This is a genomic window from Gudongella sp. DL1XJH-153, from assembly GCF_049310905.1.
Classification (GTDB): Bacteria; Bacillota; Clostridia; order Tissierellales; family Tissierellaceae; genus Gudongella.
Genome location: NZ_JBMEMN010000009.1, coordinates 20341 through 45641, shown reverse-complemented (window position 1 = coordinate 45641; position 25301 = coordinate 20341). Strand labels below are relative to the sequence as shown.

The following is a 25301-nucleotide window of genomic DNA, read 5'->3' as shown; positions in this document are numbered from 1 at the left end:
CCTTAATCCCCCTCGTCTATTCCCTGATATCGTACTTCCCTACCAGTTCCGAACCCCTTATAACTTCTCTTCTTGCCTGAAGTATGCCTTCCTGATTCACTCTCATCTTCCATGTTACGATTTGGACTCGATCTTCTTCAATTTCTATTGCAGTGATTGAAGTAGGGTATATGCAGCTTCCGGTATTGAAATAAGGCAATTCATCTGTTCGTGGAAATTTAAACCTATGTGTATGCCCACAAATCAGCATTTTCCTGTTCTTTAATATCCACTTGTTGAAATTTCTTTCTATCTTATGTCTTTTATAAACGTTCTTTGTGGGACTTGCAGGGTTTTTAATCCCAAATGAGTGCATAAATCTCCAAAAATACTTTACTGACAGCATGGTAGGATACCACAAGTAGTCATTTGCAAGATCTCCTTGATGACCGTGCACTACAAATATCTCCTGACCAGTTTTTCTATGCTTTAAAACAAGGGATTCAACAGGTTCAAGTCCTTTTAAAAAGTCAAATTTTTGCTCTCTGTATTCATTGTAGTACGATGTATAGTTTTTCTCAACATACTCAGGGTCCTTTAGGTAAATATTATGGTTTCCGTATAGCATGATAAGTCTGTCATGATAAAAAAACTTCTTCAGGGTTTCAAAAACATCATAATGAGCATTCTTGATATATTTAAACTTTCTCTGTTCCCAGAGTTCGTCCCCATCTCCCACCTCTACATATACAAAATCATTCTTATAATAATGATCCATAGCAAACATAAATAAATTCTGATTCTTTGTGAATTCATCGCTATGACTGCCATCACCTCTGTGATGGTCACTCATAAAAACAAATTTTGAGGTGTTGTCAAAGTACTCAACTCTGGCGTTTTCAAATGCCTCATCCAGTCTTTTTTGCGTAAACATCTGTCTCACTCCCTGCTTTCCAAGCTAACAACTACCTTCTTACATCCATATTTACTTTTCCATCCTTTAGCTCAATTATGCGATCTGTCTTTTCAGCAATTCTTTGATCGTGTGTTATTATTATAAAAGTAGTACCATACTCCTTGTTGATATCTCGCAGCAACTTATATATGCTCTCTGAAGTATCAGAATCAAGATTTCCGGTTGGTTCATCTGCCAGTATAATAGAAGGTTTGTTTATAAGTGCCCTGGCTATTGCAGTTCTTTGTTGCTGACCTCCGGACATTGCATTGGCCATATTGTTCTTGACCTTGGTTAGCCCTGTAAGCTCAAGAAGTTCATCTGCCCACTGGTCTACTTCAGGTGTCAATTGATAGTTCATGATTCTGCTTGGCATCAGAACGTTCTCTTTGGCAGTAAACTCTGGTAAAAGGTAATGAAACTGGAAAATGAACCCCATTGTTCTATTCCGGAGTTCTGCCAATTGAATGCCATTCATGGTATCAGTTCTCTGGTCATTAATAAAGACTCTTCCATCAGTTGGCTTGTCAAGAGTTCCAACTAAATTAAGAAGTGTACTTTTTCCACTTCCAGATTGTCCAATTATGGAATTGAAACTATTTTCCTCAAAACTGAGATTAATGTCAAACAACACCTGAGTTCTAATCTTGTCTCCGTAAAACTTATCAATGTTTTCCAATCTTACTATATCAGCCATTCTTGATCACCTCAATCGGATTAAGTCTAGAAGAAATTCTTGCTGGTATGAGTGATGCTATCATGGCAGATACTATTGCAAACACTCCTGATAATGCAATAAAACCATAGTTTATATATATTGGAACTACTGGGGTCCCATCAGGATTCACTGCGAATTTTGTAAAGGAATACAGTAATCCAAATCCAAATGCTATGCCCATTATAGCTCCAAGTATTCCCAGCATAAGTCCCTGGAAAACAAATATCAAACTTGCTTCTCTATCTTTTATACCCATTGCCTTCAGAATACCCAGCTGTTTTGATCTTTGAACAACAGAAATTGCAAGAACACTCGATATTCCAAGCAGCACTGCTACAAGTACAAATATTTGAATCATATAACTAGAAACACTTTGCCCGTTAAGTCCGCTTAATAGACTTTGATTCTGATCCTTCCAGTTATCTACCCTTAGGTTGGGATCAGATACTGCATAACCAATTCTGTTGCCGATAGCATCTGCATCAAATACCTGACTAACCTGCATTTCAATGGAAGAAACCTTATTGCCCATTCCCAAAAAATCCTGTGCAGTCTGCAAGTTCGTTATTATCCATGACTCATTAATGGAAGATACTTGAAGGTCATAGAGTCCTGTCACATCAAATCTGGCGGATCCTCCACCGGGATTTAGGACAAGTATTCTATCTCCTGAGCTAACGTCGGCAATTTGTGCCAGTTCTCTCCCTATCAGGACTTCATCCTTTCGTCCAGGTAATCTTCCCTCATACAAGCCTTCTTCAATATTGTATATTTTATTTGAATCCTCGATATCGAATCCTCTGATAAGAACCGGAGCAGTGTCCGCCTCATAATCCAGAGTAGCTGGTCCATCAGCTGAAACTGAAACATTTGTAACCTCAGGTTCAAACATTTTAGCTTCATATACTGTTCTATCCCAATTATCAATCAGTTTATCATCAGTTGTCGATGTTATTGTAACCTGTGATGAGCTACCGATTGTTGTATCGATAAGATTGATCTGAAGACCCTGAATCAGGGATCCAATAAATAATTGAACAGAAACACCAATGGAAATACCTAGTACAATAAGAATGGTTTGTCCACGACCTGACTTAAGAAATCTGAGAGCAATCTTTAGCGCAAGCCTCATTGGTTCTCCCCCTCTCGCAGGGCAAGAACATCATTATAGTCTTGAATATAGATGTCTCCTCCTATTTCTTCAATGGTGTGAGGATTATTCCTGAATGCTTGTCCCCCAAGAATAATCTTGATGTCTTTGACGCATTCAGTTTTTATTTTCTCAACAATCCTTTTTGCTTCAAAAAGCAAATAATAATCAGTAACGCTGATTCCGACATAATTTGGTTTCTCTGTTCTTATTGCTTGCCAAACCTGATCTCTTGGTGTATTGCTTCCAATATAAATCACCTGATAACCATTTATCTGAAAAAAATCCGACATCATCCTGAGACCAACTTCGTGATACTCCTTTTCAGGACAGGTCAGTACAATTTTATCTCCTGTTTTCTCCGCTTTCCCTCCAAGATCAATTACAATAGGATAAAGAACTTCAATTATGGTTCTTATTATGGACGTTTTAACATGCTCATCCCAGATGCATCCAGGGTCACTCTCAGGACAATCATCAATGCTATAAAGAGCAGGGACAAGTATTTTCTCATAGAGAACCGGTATTGTTATCCTTCCGCTTTGAACCTCTTCCATGGCTGAAACCACACAGTCATCCATTCTGTTCAGAGAAAAAAGCTCCATAAATTCATTGTAAAATTTATCCATGTCTTTCCTCCTATTCCACAGTGATTACAGCTGAGCCATCCTGAAGTTCCTCAGGAGGATTTAGAACCACAATATCTCCCAACTCCAAGCCATCTACAATCTCAGTCAAGTATCTGTCGGTAATTCCCCTTTGAACTGATGTTTTAACTGCTATACCATTTTCAATTATATAAACATATGCACCTGCTTCACCATCTTCTCTGATTGCCTCATTATTTACCAATAACACATTGTCTACGCTTCCAGTAATCACTTCCGCATCAGCATCATATCCGGATACAATTCTTTCATCCACCGCAGATAATTGGATTGTTATTTTAACCTTTGGACTGCTGCTTCCACTGGAAGGGTCTGTTTCTGCCTTGCTTCCTATTTCTGCAACTGTACCACTGTATTCACCTTCTATTCCAGTCACCTTTATGCTTGCGTTTTGGCTCCTCTCAATACTCACAGCATCTTCCTGCGTAACAAAAGCTTCAAATAGAAACTTTTCCGTATCCTGAACCACAATCTTTGAATCTGTACCAACTGTTCTATTTGCCTTGATTTCCAATGAAACAACAGTTCCATCAAGATCTGCTATTATTTTAGTGTCTGCTATTTGTTCTTTCAATTGTTCAATATCCAATAAGATTGATCTTCTTTGTCTTTCCAGACTACCCGTTGTACTGGATGTACTCGAACCCAGGTCGGAGTACCTAAGTTTTGCGTCTTCAACATTCAATGCTGCTGTCTTGACACTTGACTCTAAACTCTTAAGTGCATTCTCCTGATTCTCATACTCTGTCAGGCTTATAGCTCCATTTTCGTAAAGGATTTTTATGTCCTCCAATTTCCCCTTTGACACCTCATAATCTCTTTGTAAAGTACTCAAAGATTCTTGCGCTTTTTGTAGATTGTTCTGAAGGATTTGTCTATCTGCTGATCCTCCAGCTACTCTCAGATCTGCTTCAACCTGCTCCAGATTAATTTCTTGTTTGGCAAGACTTGTCTCCAGTTGGGATGGATCCAATACAGCCAATACATCTCCTTTGATTACATCTTCCCCTTCTTCGATCATTACCTGGAGGACTTCTGTGCCTGCAGGCACAACAATTTCCTGGATATCCTCTGAAATGACTTTCCCGGTTATATCCAGTCTTTGTTCAATTGAACCTTCCGTGACTTCCATTGAGTTTACTTCTATCTCTGTGGATCTGTTAATAACAAAAAAATATATCATTGCTCCTATTCCGATAACAGCTGCAATTATCAGTAACCCTTTTTTCTTTGACATTCTTTCTCTCCTCCCAATTTCTGTATAATCCATATATACTCAAAAAAGACTCATATCAACCAGTAGGAGCTATATTTTTTGTAATATGTTCAATTATTTTATCCAATAAAAGTAATAGACTGCCATACATTTTCTGTGTGGTAGTCTATTCATCAGTAAATCTATATCCAACGCCAACCTCTGTTACAATAAATCTGTGGCTGGTGTTGTCTTTTTCAATTTTTCTTCGTAAATTTGCCATAATTACCCTTAGACTCTTTGTATCACTTTCTCCTGAGTAGCCCCATACGTGCTTGATAATATAATTATGCGTTAAGACCTTACCTCTGTTGTCGATTAAGAGTCTTAACAACTTGTATTCCAAAGGTGTTAGATGGACATCTTCTCCATCAATCTGGACCTTTCTCTTCTCATAATCCACAGTCAGATATCCACACTCGAATATCTTTGGATTATCCAGTCCCAAATTTGACATTGATCTCTCAACTACTCGGATTCTAGCCATCAGCTCTCCCATGAAAAAAGGCTTTGTTACGTAATCACTGGCACCTAAATCCAATGCCTCGATTTTGTCTTTTTCAAGTCCTCTAGCAGAAACTACAATTATGGGGATATTGCTAAATTCTCTCAATTCCTTAATGATTTCCAAACCATCTCTGTCCGGCAAGCCCAAATCAAGTATTATGATTTCAGGATTATAAGAAGTGAACTTGAATAGTCCATCGGTTGCCGAGCTTGCAGTAATAACATCATAATCGTCCTTGTTAAGCGAAACCTCAATAAAATTGGATATGTACCTATCGTCTTCAATTATCAATATTCTTGAGTTTTTCATTCTAGTTCCTCCTCTACAGGTAGTGTAAAGATAAACTTTGATCCTTTAGGATGATTATGCTCTGAGAATATTTTCCCGCCATGAGCTTCCACTATGGCCTTGCATATTGTGAGGCCAAGGCCAATTCCTCGCTTGCCGTCAGTTACGCCTTTGTCCAATGTTACAAATCTATCGAAGAGACTGTCCTTAATGCTTTCGTCGATGCCTCCCCCTGTATCACTCACTATGAATTCTACACATTTTCCCTTTATTTTTACATCCAGCCTGACAGAACTGTCCCTCGATGTATGTCTTACTGCATTTTCAAGAAGATTAACGAGAACCTGGACAATCAGCTTTCCATCCATCGGTACTGAAACTACCTCCTCAGGCAGCGTCACAGCGAAGCTCCTGTCGTTAAGTATCCTCTTTGTTCTTGAAACGGCTTCACTGACAACATCATCAATTACTTCCTCATCCTTATTAAGAATCAATTGCTCGTTGCTTATTCTGGTCATATTCAGTATGTTTTCCACTAAATTTGTCAGCCAACCTATTTCCTCACTGATATCTGTTGCAAGCTTCTTCTTTTCATCATCCTTCAATACATCAAAATTCTCTGCAAGAAGATTTCCTGCACCGGATAGTGCTGTAAGAGGAGTTCTGAGATCATGTGATACTGATCTTAGCAAATTAGCCCTTAATCTCTCTTTTTCCATGGCAACTCTAATCTGCTCTCTTTCAGCATATAGCTTGTTTCCTTCAAGAGCTATTCCCAGTTGAGTCGCTATGGATTGAATGATTATTTCGTTTTGCCTAACAGTATCTTCCTCATCCATAAATACTCTGATTTCTCCAATTACCCCGTCTGATCCTATTATGGAATATTCATTATAATTGCTAGAGTCAATCTTCAGATCCTTATCAGTGTCATAAATAATTATCTCATTTTTTAATCCCGTATAATTATCAACAAAATATTTTGCTCTGCTAATAATATCTTTTTCTCCACTTATGGCTATGAAACCTGATGCGATTTTATATAAAACCTGGGTTGTCCTTTCATTTTTCTCTGCAATTTCTATCTGCTTCTGAAGTCTTGATGTAATGGTTCCAGATACAACTGCTGTTATCAGGAAAAACAAGAGCAGTACAAGATCTCCGCTATCATATATAACAAAAGTATATCTTGGCTCTGTAAAAAGGAAATTCATTGCCATCATGCTTACCACAGATGTAATAATTCCCCACATGGAACTGCTTGTAACAATTGTTGAAAAGATTACACCAAGTAAAAACAACATAATGATACTTTCCTTGGCAACTCCAAGGTAACTTATCCCGAGAGAGCCCATGATTGATATTCCGATTATTATTGTTGTCTTCAACCAGTTTCCCTGTCTTTTAGAATTGCTTGGCAATACCATAATACCAGCTCCTTAATTACAGTATACCATTCATCTATTTCTTTTCCATCAATCTTATAATATCTTTTTTGCTCCCTGCAATAAGAATATGTTCATCTCCTGAAAATGTGTATCCGGCATTTATCATTGGCGTTACATGACTGTTGATTTTGAATCCAATTACATTTATATTGTATACTGAACGAACATTAAGCTCTGTTATGGTCTTTTCCTTCCAACTATCGGGAACAAGGATCTCAGAGATGGCATATTCCTCTGTAAGTTCAATGTAATCCAATGCAAGACTGGAACTGTATTTCACTGCTGTTCTTTGCGCCATGTCCCTTTCTGGGTAAACAACATCATCTGCACCGATTTTTAGCAGGAACTTGGCGTGGATATCCCTGTCTGTCTTTGAAATTACATATGGTGCCCCAAGGTCCTTAAGCAAGGATGTTATTTCCAGTGACGATTGGAAATTTTCACTGATACAAACAAAACATATATCGAAGTTGCTAACACCAAGAGTCCTTAGCACATCTTCATCCTTACAATCTCCAATCTGAGCCTTTGTAACCAGATGGGCTATCTTGTCAACAGACTCCTCATCAGTATCCACTACCATTACTTCATTTCCCAACTCAGCAAGCTTTATGGCAAGATGAGTACCAAATCTTCCTAAACCTATCACCATCATCGACTTCATATTAACACTCCTATCCGATAATTATCTTTTCCATTGGGTTTCTTACTTTCCGGTAATTTCTTTTTTCCGTCACAGCCATAAACACTGTAAGACTTCCAAGTCTTCCGATGTACATCAAACTAACAACAACAATCTTTGACAACGTTGACAGGTCCCTTGTTACACCCAAGGACAAACCAACTGTACCTATTGCCGAAAGAGTTTCAAACAAAGCTTCCTTTATTGGAATTCCCTGATTTGCAACTATTATAAAACAACCGGCAAGTACAAGAAGAGTGTAGTAAGTAACGCTAAAATATGCTCTCTTCACTATCTTGGCATCCAGTCTTCTATTGAAAATATTAACGTCCTCTGACTTCCTGAAATACGTTACAACTGAGAGGACGATTACTACAAATGTAGTTATTTTTATGCCTCCTGCAGTTGAACCGGGACTTGCTCCAATAAACATAAGTATCATGGTGAGCATTGACCCTGCCTCGCTTAAGGCTGCTGTATCCGTTGTATTGAAACCAGCGGTCCTTGGCGTTACTGAATGAAAGAACGCTGCAAGAATTCGCTCCCCAGTCTCCATCCCACTTAGTGTAGCATCTTTTTCAATAACCAGAAACAGCATTGTAGAAATAAGAATCATAGCAAGAGTCGATACAAGAACAATTTTTGTATGGAGATTATACTTTGAAAATTTAAATCTATTGATAAAAAGATCTTCCCATATTACAAATCCAATACCACCTGTAACTATCAATACCATAACTGTAATGTTTACAGCCAAATCTGATGAGAATCCGGTAAGACTTGAGTATTGTCCCAAGCTACCCATCAGGTCAAATCCAGCATTGCAAAATGCTGAAACAGAGTGAAAAATACCAAACCAGATGGCTCTTGAATCGCCAAATACACTGTAAAACCTAGTTGCGAGTATTGCAGCTCCTATAAGCTCGAATATTAAGGTCCCTATCAATATGTGTCTAACAAGCCTGATTACTCCACTGATTTGCAATGAACTAACTGCTTCCATTGCGAATGATCTTTCCCTTAGTCCAATCCTTTTTCTAAGAACCATTGAAAACAGGATTGCTATTGTCATAAAACCCAACCCACCTATCTGAATCAGTAACAGTATCACCACTTGTCCAAAAATGGTGAATTGTGACCATGTGTCATATACAACAAGTCCAGTAACACATGTAGCGGATGTAGATGTAAACAAAGCATCAAGAAAAGGCAAAAATTCTCCGCTCTTGTTCGATATGGGCAACATGAGCAAAAGAGCTCCAGTGAGAATTATCACTACGAATCCTACAGCCAGTGTCTGTTTTGCTCCCAATCTCGGAAACTTATTCATAAGCAGACACCCCCTCCAGTGACTTCACTATTATGTCAGCTGTTATTTCTTCTGTAATTACCTTGTTCACTCCAATCTTTCTGTAAAGATCTGCATAAACATAGTCATTAACCTTAGCGATTATCCAGGCATTTTTTTTCTTCCTTCTGACCAATCTGCTAAGAAACAAGTTTTCACTGTCATCTGAAGACAATGCAAAGAATGTAGCAAATTCCAAATTATCCGGTACAACTGCATTATCTATTAAGTAATAAGAAAATTTAAGATCCTCAAAAACCTTGCAAAGATTTTCCTCAGAGTCCGAATCTGTGAAAATCAGAGTTGATCTTTTATCTACTATTGTTTCTTCTCTGGATACTTTATTATTCACAAAAAACATATCTATTCTATCCATTAGAAAATATCCTAAAATCATTAAAATAACAATTGAAGCAACGGCTAATATTTCCACTGATAAGACCTCCTCTCATCTAAATCTTATAGCAGAAAATATTAAAATAGTGTTTGTATTCCTCTTCGTATGTTATTTTTGTGCAAAGAAAAAGATATCCCCACTTGGAGAACATCTTAAGTGAATTTCAAGTTTTATCTGACATCAATTATTTCAAGATTATCATCGACTTCAACGGTCAATGCTCTTGTTTCAATTGCCATATCCTTGCTTTCCCAACTTCTGTAGTAGATGAAGGTTATCTCCTCAGTTCCGGATTTTTCCGGGGTAAATATCCAGGTCCTTTCTCCACCCGAGCCCACAACATCAGCTGATACTGCAAATGGAACAAATTCGTCGGATTCTATCTTTAGAATATCCCCCTCTTCAAACTCCACAACCCAACCATAGCCGGTTGTAGGATTTTCATGTAGAACTACAGTTAGCATATCTGGCTCATAAGAATACTCTGTTGGGGCTATCTTAAGCATCATCATTACCCTGTTCATCATTGCTGCCGCCTCAGCCCTTGTCAATCTCTTCTGAGGCATGAAGTTACCCTCATTCCCCTGGATAATCCCTAAAGCCCTCAGTCTGTAAATATACCCAAGCTCTGCAGGTGGAATACCTTCATCATCAAGAAACACCACTGTGTCTACAGGCGGCATTCCAGCTTCAATCCCCATTGCCTTTGCCATCATAACTGCAAACTGAAGCCTATTCAACTGGCTTTCTCCATATAGATGGCTCTGGGTTGCAATTGTTAAAGCAATACCTTCGCGAAGTTGATCCCTTGCCCATTCAGGAACCCTATCCCAGTCCACATCTTCAGGATCCGGTTCACCAGGCATACCTGTAGCCACTGCATTCATCATTCTGGTCAGCATAAGGATTCCCTCCGTACCTGAGATTATCCCCTCAGGTCTAAAGCTTCCGTCTGGATATCCATTTACAAAGCCCCAGTTATAGGATTGTCCAACCTCGTCTCTTGACCAATGATTCTCAAGATCCATAAACCGGTTCTGGGTCTGCTCCTGTTCACGTAGCTTCATTTGCTCCAGGGCTGAACCGTCTATTCTAAGTCTATTGTTGATTTCCAGTCTGATCTGTTCCTGTTCAACTTCATTGATATTGGTTTGAACTCGATCCCGATCCTGAACCTGATTCTGGTTCATTGGCTGCTCCATTGCACCCATGGCAGGAACTGCGATCATTAAAATGCTAAGGATTACAGCTACCATTGTCCTTGATTTCATACTCACTCTCCCCTTTCATACAAAAAACCGACCGGCTACGGTCGGTTACGCTACTGGCTCCTGCAGGGATTAGGCGTCCATTTTTACCCTGCACTCCAAGCTCCGGATTTATTTCCTCTTCCGATATTAATATACCCGAAATATCTACAATTACTATTACAATTTAGTTTCAAATATGCCAATCCATTGCCACATCACCCTTTGTAATTCCAGCCCTGATCATCATTATAAATCATCAGCCTTGTCATTCCACCATCAATTGTGATATTTTCACCGGTAATAAATCCAGCATCCTTGCTGCAAAGATAAAGGACCATATTTGCAATATCTTCAGGTCTTCCAACTCTACCAGCTGGATGCTGGGTGTTGTTAGCTCCTGAGAATTCGTTCTCCTCTGTATCAATCCAGCCTGGACTTATGGAATTAACCCTGACCCTTCCAGATAAGCTCACTGCCAATGCATGGGTCAATGCAGATATTCCACCCTTAGCTGCTGTGTAGCTTTCAGTGTCACTTTGGCTCATCCTGTCCCGTGTGGAGGATATATTAACGATAGAACCATCTTCAGTGAAATAATCCAAAAACAATTTGGCAAGCATAAATGGAGCTGTAACTCCTGTTCTAAGTACATAATTGAAATCCTCGTAGTCACATGTAAATATCCCGCCTCTGGAAAGGCAGGCATTGTTTATCAAGAAGTCAATCTTACCATGTTCACTTATCACCCTGGTGGCAAAATCCCTTAGAGTAGATTCGTCTGAAATGTCTCCAACAAAGTAATCGTTCGGTTCCTTGTCAATAATACAAATTTTTGCTCCCTTATCAATAAAGCTATTTGCAATGGTTTTTCCTATTCCATTGGCACCGCCTGTGATTACTACAACCTTGTCCTTAAACATACTGCACCTCCGAATTAGCGTTAACATCATTAATGTTTAGCTCTTATCTTTATTTTATACCCATAATAGGATCGTTATTCATGAAAAATCAGCAGGCATCATTTGCCTGCTGATATGTTTACACGTAATATAAGTTTTCTGATGGATATACCGGATCACAGGTAACATCCACACCAAGCTTTCTTAGTATCTGTTCATCATTGTCGTTGAGCATCACCGTTGAATGGGCTTGAGCTCCCTTGAGGTCCTGAAGCTTGCTCATTGCCAGCTGAGCGGTAGGGTTTGTGACCGCACCGATGCTTAGTGCAATCAAGGCTTCGTTAGCATCAAGTGTTCCCACCTTGCCCTTAAGGCTTTCCATTTTAAGGTTCTGTATTGTATCAATTATAAGTGGTGAAAGTAGCAGTATTTCATCACCGATATTTGCAAGTGTCTTGATTGAGTTCAGAATTGCAGCCGATGTTGCATCCAGAAGCTGAGAACCTCTTCCAGTGATAATTCTTCCGTCATTAAGCTCAATTGCTATAACAGGAGGCATGTCACTTTTTTCACCCTTTTCTTTCAGGCTTTCTGAGTATTTTCTGGCAGGAACGACAGCAGCCCTGTCCTCTCTCTTCAACTCAAGTTCTTCCATTATAATTCTCATTCTGTTAAGGACCTCTTCATCTGCAAGTCCCTTTTTGTAATCGCATTCAGTCGCAAATCCTCTTCTTATTATCTCTTGTTTGGAAGCATCTCTAATTACCTGATCATCTATTATTCCAAATCCAATTCTATTTACTCCCATATCAGTAGGTGAGTAATAAGTTGATTCCTTGCCGGTAATCTTTTCAATGATTCTCTTGATGACAGGAAACATCTCCAGATCTCTGTTATAGTTAACCGCAACCTCATTGTATTTTTCAAAATGGAAGTAATCCATCATATTGACATCTTTAAGATCCACTGTTGCAGCTTCATAAGCAATGTTTAATGGGTGCTTCAAAGGAACGTTCCAAACTGGGAAGGTCTCAAACTTTGAATAACCAGCAACCTTATCCATCTTGTGTTCATGATAAAGCTGATTCAAACACGTTGCAAGCTTGCCGCTTCCAGGACCTGGAGCAGTTACTACAACAATTGGTTTTGTGGTCTCGATATATGAATTCCTGCCATAACCTTCTTCGCTTACAATCATATCCACATCTGAAGGATAGCCCGGTATAGCCGAGTGTGTGTATACCTTGATGTCTCTTCTCTCCAGCTTTGTTATAAACTGTTTAGCAGTTGGCTGGCCATTGTATCTTGTAATGACAACACTGTTTACTTGAAGCTGATACTCTCTCAATTCATCTATCTGCTTTAGAACATCCATATCATAGGATATACCATAGTCTCCCCTGATCTTGTTTCTCTCAATATCTCCAGCATAGACGCAGATAATGATCTCGGCTTTGTCCTTCAGTTTATGAAGGAGTTTTATCTTTGCATCGGCATCAAAGCCAGGCAGGACTCTTTGAGCATGTAGATCCCCTATTAGCTTTCCACCAAACTCCAGATATAGCTTGTCAAAGTTATTCACTCTCTCAAGAATAAACTTCGATTGCTCTTCTATATACTTCTGAGGGTCAAATCCAATTTTTCTCATACATCTGCTCCTTTATATTTTAAATTTCTTCTAAACACACATCAGTTATTATACCATAATGAAGGAAGATATTACAGGTCCAAAAAAATGGAACATGATATCTCCCTTATCGCCTTAATCCTTTAATTTAAGCCATTTTAATACAAAACTCAACCAGCCGCATCAAATATTTCTATAATTTTTTAATGTCATCTACAAGCTTGTCAACGTTAGTTTCTTCAGTTACCCAACTGGTACAAAATCTTACGGCATCCTTATTTCCATCTACCTTTGTCCAATGCTGAAATGAATAGTTCTGTGCCAATTTTTCAATCTGATTATGGGTCAATATTGGAAATTGCTGGTTTGTTGGAGAATCATAAAGAAATTCACATCCCTTTTCCCTGAAGGCGTCTCTAATCTTCATTGCCATCTGGATTGCATTCTTTGATATTTCAAAATATAGACCATCTTGAAACAAAGCTTCGAATTGTATTCCAAGTAATCTTCCTTTAGCAAGCATACCGCCACGCTGCTTGATATTATATCTGAAATCCTTCTTAAGAGCTTCGGTTCTTATGACAACAGCTTCTCCAAAAAGAGCCCCTACCTTTGTCCCACCTATGTAAAAGACATCACACAACCTGGCTATTTCAGGAAGTGAAAGGTCATTTCCGTCTGCCATGAGTCCATACCCCATTCTTGCGCCATCCATAAATAGTGGGAGTCCCAGTTCATTGCAGACCTGGCTTATCTCTTCAAGATCCTTTTTTGAATAGATTGTTCCATTTTCAGTTGGATGCGAAATATATACCATTCCTGGCTGAACCATATGCTCATGAGTCGCATCATTCCAGTGGTTGTCATAAACTTCACTTATCTGGACAGCTGTCAGTTTTCCATCCTCACTGTCAACAGAAATAACTCTATGTCCCGTCGCTTCAATTGCTCCTGTTTCATGCACGTTTATGTGTCCTGTATTTGCTGAAACAACTCCCTGATAGGGCTTAAGAATCGACGCAATAACAGTTGTGTTGGCCTGAGTTCCTCCGACCAGGAAGTGAACATCCAGTTTATCATCCTTACAATAGTCTTTGATGTATTTTCTTGCATTATCGCAATGGTAATCCACTCCATAACCTGCTGTCTGCTCCATATTTGTCTCCACCAGCATATCCAGAATCCTCTGGTGAGCACCTTCGGAATAATCACTTTCAAATCTAATCATATTTATTCCCTCCTGTCAGATATATTGTCTAATACATATACTATAGCATAATGATATTGTCATTATTACCTAAAAATAATTCCCGGGATAATTTCTTTCCCGGGAATTTGTTCTTAATCAGTTATAACTGGTGTCCAATAACTGTTTCCGTATATATCAGTAATTTTATAGGTCATCATATAGTCAAGATTTGAGATGGCAAGATTCTCAATATACCATTCTCCAGTTGCATAGTAGGGTTCTCCAAGATAGTATGTGTCATCAAAATCACCCTGGTAGGTATAGTAGTCAGTAAGGTAATCAATTCTGTCATCAGGCAATATATCAATTAGACCTTTTGGAAGATTTGGTGTCTCCTCTTCCTTGTCATAGATTATCCTAGCCCCCAAAACATCTCCGTATGGGTTGTCCTGATCAAAGGAAACAATAATATCCACCAATTGATCATTAAGCATTGCAGGAACCCTACCCATTATCTTGTAGTCATCTCCCTGGTAATCGTAGCTTGTCATGAAGTAGCTTACTATTCTATCGTTTATTGCCATCCAAGTTCCGTCAAACTCAAGAATCAGTTCTCCGTCCTGATTGTATTCGATTACATTGTCTCTTCCAAGGTCTATGAAACCTTCCCCGTCATCTATGAATACGCTGAGTTCCAAATTGTGAACAAGATCCCATTCTTCTTCTGAAAGCTCAAGAACCCTTTGCCCGCCTTTTTGGGTTATGACAATTGATGCAGGGTCCAGCATGTTTTCACTGTAGTATTCAGTGGACTGGGTTATTTGATTTGTATCAACCCAATCAGGTTGCTGCTGGGCTCCTCCGGTAATGGAAGAAAAGTCCCCCTGAGAAAGAAAGTTACCTATGAGTGAACCGATCAAATCAGTTGCAATTCCCTGAGTTCCACCTGATTGGCCTCCTCCAAGAAGAGTTTCCATTAGTCCCCCTCCTGGGGATGCCATCTGTCCACCTGCATTTACATTTGCAAAGCTTTTTATGGCTCTTGTATAATTTTCATCCATACCAATTTCTTCATATGTCTGAAGCATTGAGGAAACATCACTTAGTTTACCGTATGGAAAGAAAATTGAAACTCCATTTGCATTAGTTATGTTGTCAGACATCCTGTTGTATTTAACTGCATCACCAAGAGCCTGTGCAAAGTTCTCCGCTTCGGGTGTTCCGAGCCTATTTGCAAAGTCAATAAGATCAATCTGATTTATCTTCGAGGAGGATGCAAACTCTTTTGTTCCCGCCCTTGAATCCGATACTCGCTTGAATTCTTCAGTATCGATCAGTTCTCCAGTTGATTGCGAGAATTCACTGAATGTTGGAGGAACAGTCGCACTCAACTCTGCCAGATCAATCAGTGAAAGTGTTGCCTGGGATTTGGGAGTTTGTCGCTTTACCTCTTGCACATAATCATCAACTAGTCTCTTGCCAAGATCAATTGTTTCAATTGATGGATTCTTTGAAAGTTCATTAAGCCATCCAGTGTAATACCAACCTATTCCCGGTTCAAGTTCTTCCGATGCAATCAGATAGTCAGAATATGGTTCAACTACAAATGCTGTCTCGAGTGTTGCCATTAAACAAGCATCAAAACCTACCATGTCGAACTCAACTCCTGAGTTGAAAAGAGCACGTTCAATTTCATCCAGGGTCATTGTATCTCCCTTGAAATACTCATCATATCCATATCCTGTTACAGATCCTCCTCCGTGATCCCAAAAAATCAAGAAGTATCTATCTGCAGGGAAGTTCTGCTCAGAATACCTAATAAAATCGGTCAGTGTATTTGGATCAACCATGGATTTTCTCCCAAGATTAGCCTCAAGTCTGCTAAGACCCTCTGAGCTTATTAGGTATCTCTGGTTTGTTCCACTATCCATTACATCATTTTTCCACTGAGCCGTCCCACCTGTTTCAATAACAATATTTACATTGTCTGACAGATCAGCTTCCAGCATCTCCTGAAGGTCCATTGTAGCCATTCCACTTCTTGACTCAAGGTCTGTTCCAAGAAGATAAACCATAACTGTAGCCTGATCCCTTCCTCCACCAAGAAGTGTCGTCCTTTTTGGTCTTGCCATATCGGAAACGGTCCTGTCTACAGAATAAGCTCCACTGTCGTATGTTGGACTACCTGACTCTGAAGCGAAGTTATTTGTTCCTGTTCCTGGATTTGTTATTGGTGCTTCACCGCTCCCTCCGCCAAGTCTAGATATGAAGAAGGATATTGCCATCAGAATTATAAATATAATAATATACTTGCTAAATCCTCCTGAACTCCTTCCACCTGTGGAAGGATAGGAGTTTTGTCCGAATGATTGATTGCTGGATGATGACGAGGACTGTCTTCCAAAGAATCCTCCTGTACCCCCCGTCGGACCGGATGACTTTCTTCCTATTCCGCTTCCTCGTTTCTGAACTTTTGAACTACCAGTTCCAACTCTCTTTTTTCTGCCTGCTGGCCTGTTTTTTCTATCCATATTATTTCATCTCCTGTATGTAAATTCAATATCTTCCCTTACTTTATACCCTGGTTACTCAAGTATATACAAATGTTGTTGGATGGAAAAAGCACCTTGAAGTCCATACTACACTTCAAAGGTGCTAATATTTTATTATGTATCAAGTTTTTAAATACAATATTTTCTAGAAAAAGAAAGACATTACAAATACAACTCCCATTGCCGCTAAACTACCTAATGCAGTTGGGATAGAAACAACATCGAACCCTTCTCTCATTGGTAAATCACCATTTGCTTTAAGAACAACCCAGAAATGACTCGCATTTGCATGATAGAAGAAGGAGGATCCAGCTGCTATTGAAAGAGTAGCAATTACTGGTGATAGACCCAACGAAGGCATCAAGGGTAGAATAATTGCTGATCCTGTCAACAAGGAAACAGTTGCTGAACCATTTGCAACTGACAACAGCAAAGATACCAGGAATGGTATAAATACTGCCGGAAGTGGAGTTGTGGCGATCATATCTCCTAGATATGTACCCACTCCGGATGCTCTTAATACAGCACCGAAAGCTCCGGCTGCACCTGTTGCAAGAATTATAAATCCTGATTTCTCAACAGATTCATTCAACCATTTATGCCAAATTGTTAAGCTTATACTTTCCTTGTCCATGAAAAGCGCTATAACTACTCCAACAAACAATGCAAATATTGGATGTCCAATAAAACCTAAAATTGGTTTAAATGTAGATTCAGCATCCAACAGCAATGATCCAAAAGAATTAAAACAGATTAATAATACCGGTACTATGATGCTTGCAAAAGCCATTCCTGCATTTGGTAATGGTCTACCATCAGGATTTTTTAATTCAAAATCCTCATCGCTTGCAACATCTACATTTTCCATAACCGCTGGTTCTGGATACTTGTTTAGCATATATTTACTACTACACCAAGCACTTGCAACAAATGTATATGCTGCTGAAGTAATAAGTCCAAGGGCTATCATGAATCCCAAGTCAGCTCCAAGTGTTCCTGCTGCAGCTATAGGTCCAGGTGTTGGTGGGACCATGGTGTGAGTAGCCATTATACCAGCATTAAGAGCTCCAAGCAATGCTACAAGAGGAATTGCTCCTCGAGCGGAAAGCGCTCTTGCTACCGGCGACATAATTACAATTGCAGAGTCAGAAAATACAGGAATGGATACCAAGTATCCAGTCAGCGCCATTGCTAACTTTCCATTTTTTCTGCCTACCCATTTTAATATGGTATTTGCCAATACCATTGCTCCACCTGTTTCTTCCAAAATTACTCCTATGGAACAACCTAAAATAATTACTATACCAATATTTCCAATTGTTCCTCCAAATCCACCAGTAACTGTTGGAAATACTTCCTGAATAGGGAAACCAAAACCAAAAGCTGCCAGTACTGCTACCATAATTAATGCAAAAACGGGATGTATCTTTAACTTCATAATTGAAAATACCAATAATACTATACTTAGAATCATAACTATCAGTGAACCAAAGCCTGCTTCCATGAACTCGTCCTCCTTAAATGTAGTGTTTATTTTGTAAAATTACAATCAAGCATATCTATATCTATGCTTTTACAAGAATTACTCGTAATCTCACCTCCTTTGGTCTTTTGATAGCTTTATATAAGAAACCCATCACAGAATAGGTTCTTAAAATCTGATTTATGCTTTAAGGTCAAATTGTAGAAATTGTCTCTTAAATTTTTATGGATTATTAAGCTTCTTGATCGAATAGAATAAGTGCAATGTACTCTAGATTTTCTTCTCCTATGTTTTCAATGGAGTGAAATGATCCATTCTTTGTATGAATTGAATCACCAGGATTAAGTTCTACTTTTATACCATTGTCATCCACCAAAGCTTTTCCCTTCAGTATATAGTAAACTTCAAAATCACCTTTGTGTGTATGGTTGCCTATTGAACTACCAGGTTCAAGAATACTCCTTACAAACAATCTACCACTTCCCGCAGCATCTTCAATATCTAGGAAATGAATATTTGTCAAAGTTCCTTTTCCACCTAAAAACTCTTTATGCACAGCCACTTTCATTTCATTTTCTCTCTTAATCATTCTTTGCCCTCCTTCGCTAGTTAATTAATTAACAAACATTGTCATAATTTATCCGCTCCAGCTTAGATTTATTCCATCTACGCTACAAGCGCCATAATTGAAAAATATGTTTACTAATATTAATTCATATTCTACCATGTTAAATATTGTTATGCAAACGTTTTTATTGAAAATAAAGAAATATTTTCCATTTTATTAAAACCGCTACCTACCATTTATTGGCAGCAGCGGTTTTTCAGTTTAATCCAATTCAAAAGCACCGGTATAAAGCTGATAATACTTCCCTTTTTCATCAACCAGCTCATCATGACTTCCTCTTTCAATGATCTTTCCTTTTTCAAGAACCATAATCACATCGGAATTCTGAACCGTTGATAACCTGTGGGCAATTACAAATACAGTTCTTCCCTTCATCAGGGCATCCATCCCCTTCTGGACAATGGACTCTGTTCTCGTATCTATTGAAGATGTGGCTTCATCCAGAATCATTACTGGAGGGTCTGCTACGGCTGCCCTAGCAATTGACAATAGTTGTCTCTGCCCTTGAGATAGTCCCCCGCCGTCTCCAGTCAGAACTGTCTCATAACCTTCCGGTAACATCCTGATAAACCCATCTGCATTGGCCAGCTTTGCAGCCTCCACACATTCCTCATCGGTTGCATCAAGTCTGCCGTATCTAATATTATCAATTACTGTTCCTGTAAAGAGATTTACATCCTGAAGAACTATTCCAAGAGATCTTCTTAGATCTGCCTTCTTTATCTTCTTGATGTTGATTCCATCATATCTGATCTTGCCATCTACAATATCATAGAACCTGTTGATAAGGTTTGTTATGGTAGTCTTTCCTGCACCTGTTGCGCCAACAAAAGCAACCTTCTGACCCGGTTCTGCATAAAGTGTGATATCATGCAGGACAACTTCGTCTTCGGTATAACCAAAATCCACATCATAAAACCTTACTTCACCTCTCAAGAGAGTATAGGTAGTGGTTCCATCTCCGTGTGGATGCTTCCATGCCCACATTTCTGTTCTGTGGTCAGCTTCTTTGATTTCACCATTCTCGTATTTCGCATTGACCAGGGTTACATATCCCTCATCCGTTTCCGGTTCCTGATCCATCAGATTGAATATCCTCTCTGCACCTGCGATTGCCATGACAACTGCATTCAGCTGCTGAGACACCTGTGCAATAGGCTGGATAAAGTTTCTGGATAACTGAAGAAATGATGCAATCATACCAAGTGTCACAACATCTGCTCCAGTGATGCTAAAGTTCTGTATTCCCCCAACTGCCAGTATACCACCAACTATTGCAAGTAGAACATAGAGCACATATCCAAGGTTCATCATTATTGGCATCAGGATATTGGCGTATTTGTTCGCCTTAGTGGCATTATCCCTAAGAATCTCATTTCTCTCATCAAAATCCTTCTTAACGACTTCTTCATGATTGAATACCTTTACAACCTTGAGACCATTTATCATTTCCTCGATATATCCATTCAGATCGCCAAGGGATTTCTGTTGCTCCACAAAATATTTCCCGCTACGTCCGGCAATTATTTTTACTATGTTCAAAACTATGAATACAAACACGATTACAACTGCGGTCATCCAAAGGCTGAGATATAGCATTGCCGACAACACAGCCACTATTGTAACCACTGATGAAAACATCTGTGGAAGACTTTGAGATATCATCTGGCGCAGAGTGTCTATGTCATTTGTGTAGTGACTCATCAAATCACCATGGCTGTGTGAATCAAAGTATCTGATTGGAAGACTTTGCATTTTAGAGAACAGCTCGTCCCTTATTCGCTTTAATACTCCCTGTGATATTGACACCATTGTTCTTGTGTAAAAGAGTGATGCAAGTACACCAATAATGTATATTCCACCCATCATCAGAATTACCCTGAACAATCCAGAGAAGTCAGGTACAGCCTGAACCAGCATTGGAGTTATATAGTCATCAATAAGTGTCCTTAAGAAAAGTGAAGCTATTGCTCCTGTAAATGCACTGATTATTATTGAAACAACAACAAATATCAGTCTGATTCTATATTTCCCTACATAGGATAGGAGTCTTTTTACGGTGCCTTTGTTTACATCTTTGATACTTCCTGATCCCATTCCATGGGGACCTTTTCCCATCGGTCTAGGCACTTGCCATACCCCCCTTCACCTGCGAATCATATACTTCCCTATAAATGTCGCTGTCTTTCAAAAGTTCTGTATGTGTTCCAATTGCTTTTATTTCACCATCATCCATCACTATTATCCGGTCGGCATCCTGCACTGAGGATACTCTCTGAGCTATTATGATCTTTGTTGTATATGGAATTTCTTCCAAGAATGCCCTTTTAATCAAAGCATCCGTCTTTGTATCCACTGCACTTGTTGAGTCGTCCAGAATCAATATCCTGGGCTTTTTAAGCAAGGCCCTGGCAATTGTAAGCCTTTGCTTCTGGCCTCCTGAAATATTGCTTCCTCCCTGTTCAATATGTGCATTATATTTATCTGGCAATTCACGAATAAACTCATCGGCTTGTGCAAGGGTTGCCATGCGCTCCACTTCATTGTCGCTGGCATTCTCGTCTCCCCATCTAAGATTCTCATTAATGGTTCCTGAAAATAAGACGTTTTTCTGAAGGACAACCGCAACCTGGTCCCTTAATGTCTTTAAATCGTACTCTCTTACATCTATACCTCCAACCTTTACAGTTCCTTTTGAAGCATCGTATAGCCTTGGTATAAGCTGAATAAGACTTGTCTTGGATGAACCGGTTCCACCGATTATTCCTATGGTTTCCCCTGCATTGATCTTAAGGTTGATATCCCTTAATGCCATCTTGTCTGCCTTGTCTGAATAGCAGAAGCTAACATTCTGGAACTCTATGCTCCCATTATCCACTCTATACACAGGGCTATCGTTGTTTTTTAGATCAGTTTCCTCATCCAGAATCTCCACAATTCTTTCAGCAGATGCCCTTGATATGGTTATCATAACGAATACAAAGGAAAGCATCATCAGACTTATCAAAATCTGCATTGTATAGGTCATAAGACTCATCAGTTGACCTGTACTGAGTCCTATAGCAGGATTGTTTCCGGATGTAACAATCGCCCTGGCTCCAAACCATGATAGTAGAAGCATTGACCCAAACATGCAAAACTGAATCAAAGGCATGTTAAAGGCCAATAATTTTTCAGCTTTTGTGAACTTATCATAAATTTCCTTGGATATATCCTCAAACTTCTTTCTTTCATGATCTTCTCTAACAAATGCCTTTACAACCCTTATTCCTCTTACGTTTTCCTGGACGATGTTGTTAAGCTTGTCATAGGTCTTAAAGACCTGCCTGAAAATCGGATGAGCATTCTTTATAATAAAGAATAATCCTATACCAAGTATTGGCATTGCTCCAAGAAAAATCATGGAAAGACGCCTGTTGATGCTGAATGCAGCAAACAATGAAAATGTAAGCATGACTGGACTTCTTGATGCCATCCTAAGCAGCATCTGATAGGAATTCTGAACATTTGTAACATCTGTTGTCAACCTGGTGATAATACTTGAAGTGGAAAACTTGTCTATGTTTGAGAAGGAGAAACCTTGCACATTATAGAACATATCCTGTCTCAAGTTCTTTGCAAATCCTGCTGATGCTATGGCGGCACTTCTTCCGGACAATGCGCCGAATGTCAAGGCAACCACTGCTGCTGCTAGAAGAAGCAAGCCCAGTCTATATATTACGCCCATATTACCTGCGTCGATTCCCTGGTCAATAAGTCTTGCCATTATAAAGGGAATCATAACCTCAAATAGAACTTCAAGCATTACAAAAATTGGTGTGAGTATTGAATTCTTTTTGTATTCCCTTATACTTTTTGCCAATGTTCTTATCATATTATTTCCTCCGATGTTGATTATTGATTTTGTTATTATTCATCCACTGACTTCTCAGATGGACTCTCCATGTTGCTTTTCATTCTGTCTATAAAAACGAGCAGCTGCTCCTTTTCCTCATGTGAAAAGTCCTTCATCAGCCTGGTTTCAATCTCCATCAGATCGCTTTTTACAGCCTGGTGAATTTCCCTTGCCTTGTCTGTAAGAACAATCTTCTTCAATCGTGCATCCTCTTCCACGCTTAATCTCTCGATAAGCCCTTTATGCTCCATAAGCTTTAGAACCTTTGATATCGTTGAGCGGGTTATGGTAAATCGTTCTTCCAGATCCCGCTGAAAGACGTCAGTTCCTTCATTCTCAAAAAGATAAGCTATTATCCAGCCATTTGTTCCGGTTATTTTCTTTGCATATTGGAAATGCTGTGAATTCTCAATATATCTCTTTAAGAGATTGTTAAGTGAACGTAATTCCATTCCTACTGTTTTCCTTTTCATGGTTTCCTCCGTAAAAAAATATAATGTTGTATGCCTAACTGTTTGACCTCCAACATTATATATCCTATCATATTTACTTGTCAATAGTAACATTCATTAGATACAAGTGTACCTATATCCATACAATCATAATCAGTGGTACAGCTACCGCAACGACTATTATTTCCAGTGGCAAGCCCATCTTCCAATAATCTCCAAACTTATATCCTCCTGGGCTCATAACCAATGTATTTGACTGATGCCCTATTGGAGTAAGGAATGAGCAAGATGCACCGATTGCAACACTCATAAGGAATGCATCTGGAGAGGCTGAAAGTCCGCCTGCAATCTCAATGGCTATGGGTGCCATAATAAGGACTGCTGCAGCATTATTGACGATATCCGACAATGTCATTGAAATTACCAGTACTGCCATTACCATTGCCCAAAGAGGCACCCTGTCTGCAAGACCCAGAACACTGTTTGCTATAAGCTGGGCTCCGCCAGTGGTCTCAAGGGCTCTACTAACAGGTATAATCGATCCCAAAAGTACAATTATTGACCAGTCAATGCTTTCATACATTTCCTTAAGTGAAATAAAGTTTCCAAGAACCATTACCACAGCAGCTGCCATAAATGAAACCTGTACAGGAATAAGACCAATGGCTGTCAAAACGAGGGCAGCCGTAAAAACCAGGACACCAGAAACAAGTCTTCTGGGTTTCCCAAGGCTTATTCCTCTACCAGCAAGAGGTAAACAACCCCACTGTGTGATCATTTCAGACAAAGTGTCAGGATGACCCTGCAAAAGAAGAATATCCCCCACAATAAATTTAACGGAGTCTGGAGATTTATTAATTCTCACTCCTTCCCTGGCTACACCAAGAATATTTATTCCATACCTGCTTCTGATTCTCATTGCTTTTGCAGTTCTGCCTATAATAAAGGAGTTTGTCATTACCACTGCTTCCATTATCTCTACTTCATCTGTTTTAATATCCTCCTGTGACAATTTATCAGTATCTGCAAGTTTCAAATCTGTTGCATTCAGAATCTCCTGAATTTCTCCTGCTGTTGCCTCAACTATCAATGAATCCCCTTCTTCAAGTGCTAGTTTCAATGAAGGGGCAGCGTAATTCTTGTCATTTCTTATCACTGAAACTATCTTCAACTCTCCTTCAACTGTTTCTTCAAGCTCATAAACTGTTTTTCCTGCGTATTTTGATTCTTCGGGTACCTTCAATTCTGTTATGTAATCCTTTATTTCAAATAAATCCTCCTCGGATTTACTGCCGGTTCTCTTTGGAATAAGTCTCCAGCCAATAAGAAGCATAAATAAAACTCCCGCCAGCGCCACTGCTCCTCCAACAGGAAGGAAGTCGAACATTTTAAAAGCTTCTCCAGTGTAATCTGCCCTAAAAGTTGAAATTATAATGTTTGGAGGTGTTCCCACAAGAGTTGTCATTCCTCCTAAAAGCGATCCGAAAGCAAGGGGCATCAGGAAAATTGATGGAGATTTATTGTTCTTTCTGGCCATCTTTATCGCAACAGGCATCATTAGAGCCAATGCACCAATATTGTTCATAAATGCTGAGCTTACTGTAACTGCAAGAACAAGAGATGTCATCTGGACCATGATATTATCTCCAAGCCTTAGTAGATGCCTGGCCATAAAGTCTACCACTCCTGCATTCATAAGTCCCTTGCTTACAACTAGTACCGCTGCAACGGTAATGACAGCAGGATGACCAAATCCCTCAAACACCGCATCCATGGGAACTAGACCTGTAAGACTTGCCACAAGCAGAGTTACCAGGGATACAATATCATACCTCCATTTTCCCCAGATGAAGAAAATGAGCATCAGAATAATCAATCCAAATATCATATATATTTCAGTTGTCATGGTTGTCATCTCCAATCTGCCTGC

The 25301-nt window shown here is 39.3% G+C and carries 21 protein-coding genes; all 21 read right to left on the bottom strand.

What is annotated here, in order from left to right; translation table 11 throughout:
- Positions 1-16 precede the first annotated feature (16 nt).
- Positions 17-913 (bottom strand): metallophosphoesterase, encoded by an 897-nt coding sequence (locus ACOEN1_RS05395; RefSeq protein ID WP_422485476.1) that lies wholly within the window; start codon positions 911-913, stop codon positions 17-19.
- Between the two features lie 31 nt (positions 914-944).
- Positions 945-1631: an ABC transporter ATP-binding protein gene (locus tag ACOEN1_RS05390; protein WP_422485475.1), complete on the bottom strand. Its 687-nt coding sequence runs from the start codon at positions 1629-1631 to the stop codon at positions 945-947.
- Complete coding sequence (locus ACOEN1_RS05385; protein ID WP_422485473.1) at positions 1624-2784, bottom strand: ABC transporter permease; 1161 nt, start codon at positions 2782-2784, stop codon at positions 1624-1626. Before ACOEN1_RS05385 ends, ACOEN1_RS05390 begins: the two co-directional genes overlap by 8 nt.
- Positions 2781-3431 (bottom strand): cobalamin B12-binding domain-containing protein, encoded by a 651-nt coding sequence (locus ACOEN1_RS05380; protein WP_422485472.1) that lies wholly within the window; start codon positions 3429-3431, stop codon positions 2781-2783. The genes ACOEN1_RS05385 and ACOEN1_RS05380 overlap by 4 nt, the downstream gene beginning before the upstream one ends.
- Before the next feature lie 10 nt (positions 3432-3441).
- Entirely contained in the window at positions 3442-4707 is a 1266-nt protein-coding gene (locus ACOEN1_RS05375) for an efflux RND transporter periplasmic adaptor subunit (RefSeq protein WP_422485471.1), read from the bottom strand.
- Between the two features lie 145 nt (positions 4708-4852).
- Entirely contained in the window at positions 4853-5542 is a 690-nt protein-coding gene (locus ACOEN1_RS05370; protein ID WP_422485470.1) for a response regulator, read from the bottom strand.
- Positions 5539-6948 carry a sensor histidine kinase gene (locus tag ACOEN1_RS05365; RefSeq protein ID WP_422485469.1) on the bottom strand — a complete coding sequence of 470 codons (1410 nt, stop codon included), beginning with the start codon at positions 6946-6948 and terminating at the stop codon, positions 5539-5541. The genes ACOEN1_RS05370 and ACOEN1_RS05365 overlap by 4 nt, the downstream gene beginning before the upstream one ends.
- 34 nt (positions 6949-6982) lie before the next feature.
- Positions 6983-7633, bottom strand: a complete 651-nt coding sequence (locus tag ACOEN1_RS05360) for a potassium channel family protein (RefSeq protein WP_422485468.1) — start codon at positions 7631-7633, stop codon at positions 6983-6985.
- A 10-nt stretch (positions 7634-7643) separates the two neighbouring features.
- The gene (locus tag ACOEN1_RS05355) at positions 7644-8981 is read right to left on the bottom strand and encodes a TrkH family potassium uptake protein (protein ID WP_422485467.1); all 1338 of its coding nucleotides are present in this window, start codon (positions 8979-8981) and stop codon (positions 7644-7646) included.
- The gene (locus tag ACOEN1_RS05350; RefSeq protein WP_422485466.1) at positions 8974-9432 is read right to left on the bottom strand and encodes an NAD-binding protein; all 459 of its coding nucleotides are present in this window, start codon (positions 9430-9432) and stop codon (positions 8974-8976) included. Before ACOEN1_RS05350 ends, ACOEN1_RS05355 begins: the two co-directional genes overlap by 8 nt.
- Before the next feature lie 134 nt (positions 9433-9566).
- On the bottom strand, positions 9567-10667 hold the full coding sequence (locus tag ACOEN1_RS05345) for a protease inhibitor I42 family protein (RefSeq protein WP_422485465.1): 1101 nt from the start codon (positions 10665-10667) through the stop codon (positions 9567-9569).
- A 194-nt stretch (positions 10668-10861) separates the two neighbouring features.
- The gene (locus ACOEN1_RS05340; protein ID WP_422485464.1) at positions 10862-11566 is read right to left on the bottom strand and encodes an SDR family oxidoreductase; all 705 of its coding nucleotides are present in this window, start codon (positions 11564-11566) and stop codon (positions 10862-10864) included.
- Between the two features lie 118 nt (positions 11567-11684).
- On the bottom strand, positions 11685-13193 hold the full coding sequence (locus ACOEN1_RS05335) for a DUF1846 domain-containing protein (protein ID WP_422485463.1): 1509 nt from the start codon (positions 13191-13193) through the stop codon (positions 11685-11687).
- A 172-nt stretch (positions 13194-13365) separates the two neighbouring features.
- Entirely contained in the window at positions 13366-14400 is a 1035-nt protein-coding gene (locus ACOEN1_RS05330; RefSeq protein ID WP_422485462.1) for a threonine aldolase family protein, read from the bottom strand.
- Positions 14401-14513: 113 nt separating this feature from the next.
- Positions 14514-16892 (bottom strand): clostripain-related cysteine peptidase, encoded by a 2379-nt coding sequence (locus ACOEN1_RS05325; RefSeq protein ID WP_422485461.1) that lies wholly within the window; start codon positions 16890-16892, stop codon positions 14514-14516.
- A gap of 166 nt (positions 16893-17058) precedes the next feature.
- Complete coding sequence (locus tag ACOEN1_RS05320; RefSeq protein WP_422485460.1) at positions 17059-18417, bottom strand: GntP family permease; 1359 nt, start codon at positions 18415-18417, stop codon at positions 17059-17061.
- A gap of 211 nt (positions 18418-18628) precedes the next feature.
- Positions 18629-18985: a cupin domain-containing protein gene (locus ACOEN1_RS05315; protein WP_422485459.1), complete on the bottom strand. Its 357-nt coding sequence runs from the start codon at positions 18983-18985 to the stop codon at positions 18629-18631.
- A 240-nt stretch (positions 18986-19225) separates the two neighbouring features.
- Complete coding sequence (locus ACOEN1_RS05310) at positions 19226-21154, bottom strand: ABC transporter ATP-binding protein (RefSeq protein WP_422485458.1); 1929 nt, start codon at positions 21152-21154, stop codon at positions 19226-19228.
- On the bottom strand, positions 21147-22898 hold the full coding sequence (locus ACOEN1_RS05305; RefSeq protein WP_422485457.1) for an ABC transporter ATP-binding protein: 1752 nt from the start codon (positions 22896-22898) through the stop codon (positions 21147-21149). Before ACOEN1_RS05305 ends, ACOEN1_RS05310 begins: the two co-directional genes overlap by 8 nt.
- 35 nt (positions 22899-22933) lie before the next feature.
- The gene (locus ACOEN1_RS05300; protein WP_422485456.1) at positions 22934-23392 is read right to left on the bottom strand and encodes a MarR family winged helix-turn-helix transcriptional regulator; all 459 of its coding nucleotides are present in this window, start codon (positions 23390-23392) and stop codon (positions 22934-22936) included.
- 112 nt (positions 23393-23504) lie between these two features.
- Entirely contained in the window at positions 23505-25277 is a 1773-nt protein-coding gene (locus tag ACOEN1_RS05295) for an SLC13 family permease (RefSeq protein ID WP_422485455.1), read from the bottom strand.
- Positions 25278-25301: the final 24 nt, after the last annotated feature.

Excerpts from the sequence above, each read along its gene's own strand:
- ACOEN1_RS05395 (WP_422485476.1), bottom strand. The coding sequence starts at position 913 with ATGTTTACGCAAAAAAGACTGGATGAGGCATTTGAAAACGCCAGAGTT.
- ACOEN1_RS05390 (WP_422485475.1), bottom strand. The coding sequence starts at position 1,631 with ATGGCTGATATAGTAAGATTGGAAAACATTGATAAGTTTTACGGAGAC.
- ACOEN1_RS05385 (WP_422485473.1), bottom strand. The coding sequence starts at position 2,784 with ATGAGGCTTGCGCTAAAGATTGCTCTCAGATTTCTTAAGTCAGGTCGT.
- ACOEN1_RS05380 (WP_422485472.1), bottom strand. The coding sequence starts at position 3,431 with ATGGATAAATTTTACAATGAATTTATGGAGCTTTTTTCTCTGAACAGA.
- ACOEN1_RS05375 (WP_422485471.1), bottom strand. The coding sequence starts at position 4,707 with ATGTCAAAGAAAAAAGGGTTACTGATAATTGCAGCTGTTATCGGAATA.
- ACOEN1_RS05370 (WP_422485470.1), bottom strand. The coding sequence starts at position 5,542 with ATGAAAAACTCAAGAATATTGATAATTGAAGACGATAGGTACATATCC.
- ACOEN1_RS05365 (WP_422485469.1), bottom strand. The coding sequence starts at position 6,948 with ATGGTATTGCCAAGCAATTCTAAAAGACAGGGAAACTGGTTGAAGACA.
- ACOEN1_RS05360 (WP_422485468.1), bottom strand. The coding sequence starts at position 7,633 with ATGAAGTCGATGATGGTGATAGGTTTAGGAAGATTTGGTACTCATCTT.
- ACOEN1_RS05355 (WP_422485467.1), bottom strand. The coding sequence starts at position 8,981 with ATGAATAAGTTTCCGAGATTGGGAGCAAAACAGACACTGGCTGTAGGA.
- ACOEN1_RS05345 (WP_422485465.1), bottom strand. The coding sequence starts at position 10,667 with ATGAAATCAAGGACAATGGTAGCTGTAATCCTTAGCATTTTAATGATC.
- ACOEN1_RS05340 (WP_422485464.1), bottom strand. The coding sequence starts at position 11,566 with ATGTTTAAGGACAAGGTTGTAGTAATCACAGGCGGTGCCAATGGAATA.
- ACOEN1_RS05335 (WP_422485463.1), bottom strand. The coding sequence starts at position 13,193 with ATGAGAAAAATTGGATTTGACCCTCAGAAGTATATAGAAGAGCAATCG.
- ACOEN1_RS05330 (WP_422485462.1), bottom strand. The coding sequence starts at position 14,400 with ATGATTAGATTTGAAAGTGATTATTCCGAAGGTGCTCACCAGAGGATT.
- ACOEN1_RS05325 (WP_422485461.1), bottom strand. The coding sequence starts at position 16,892 with ATGGATAGAAAAAACAGGCCAGCAGGCAGAAAAAAGAGAGTTGGAACT.
- ACOEN1_RS05320 (WP_422485460.1), bottom strand. The coding sequence starts at position 18,417 with ATGGAAGCAGGCTTTGGTTCACTGATAGTTATGATTCTAAGTATAGTA.
- ACOEN1_RS05315 (WP_422485459.1), bottom strand. The coding sequence starts at position 18,985 with ATGATTAAGAGAGAAAATGAAATGAAAGTGGCTGTGCATAAAGAGTTT.
- ACOEN1_RS05305 (WP_422485457.1), bottom strand. The coding sequence starts at position 22,898 with ATGATAAGAACATTGGCAAAAAGTATAAGGGAATACAAAAAGAATTCA.
- ACOEN1_RS05300 (WP_422485456.1), bottom strand. The coding sequence starts at position 23,392 with ATGAAAAGGAAAACAGTAGGAATGGAATTACGTTCACTTAACAATCTC.
- ACOEN1_RS05295 (WP_422485455.1), bottom strand. The coding sequence starts at position 25,277 with ATGACAACTGAAATATATATGATATTTGGATTGATTATTCTGATGCTC.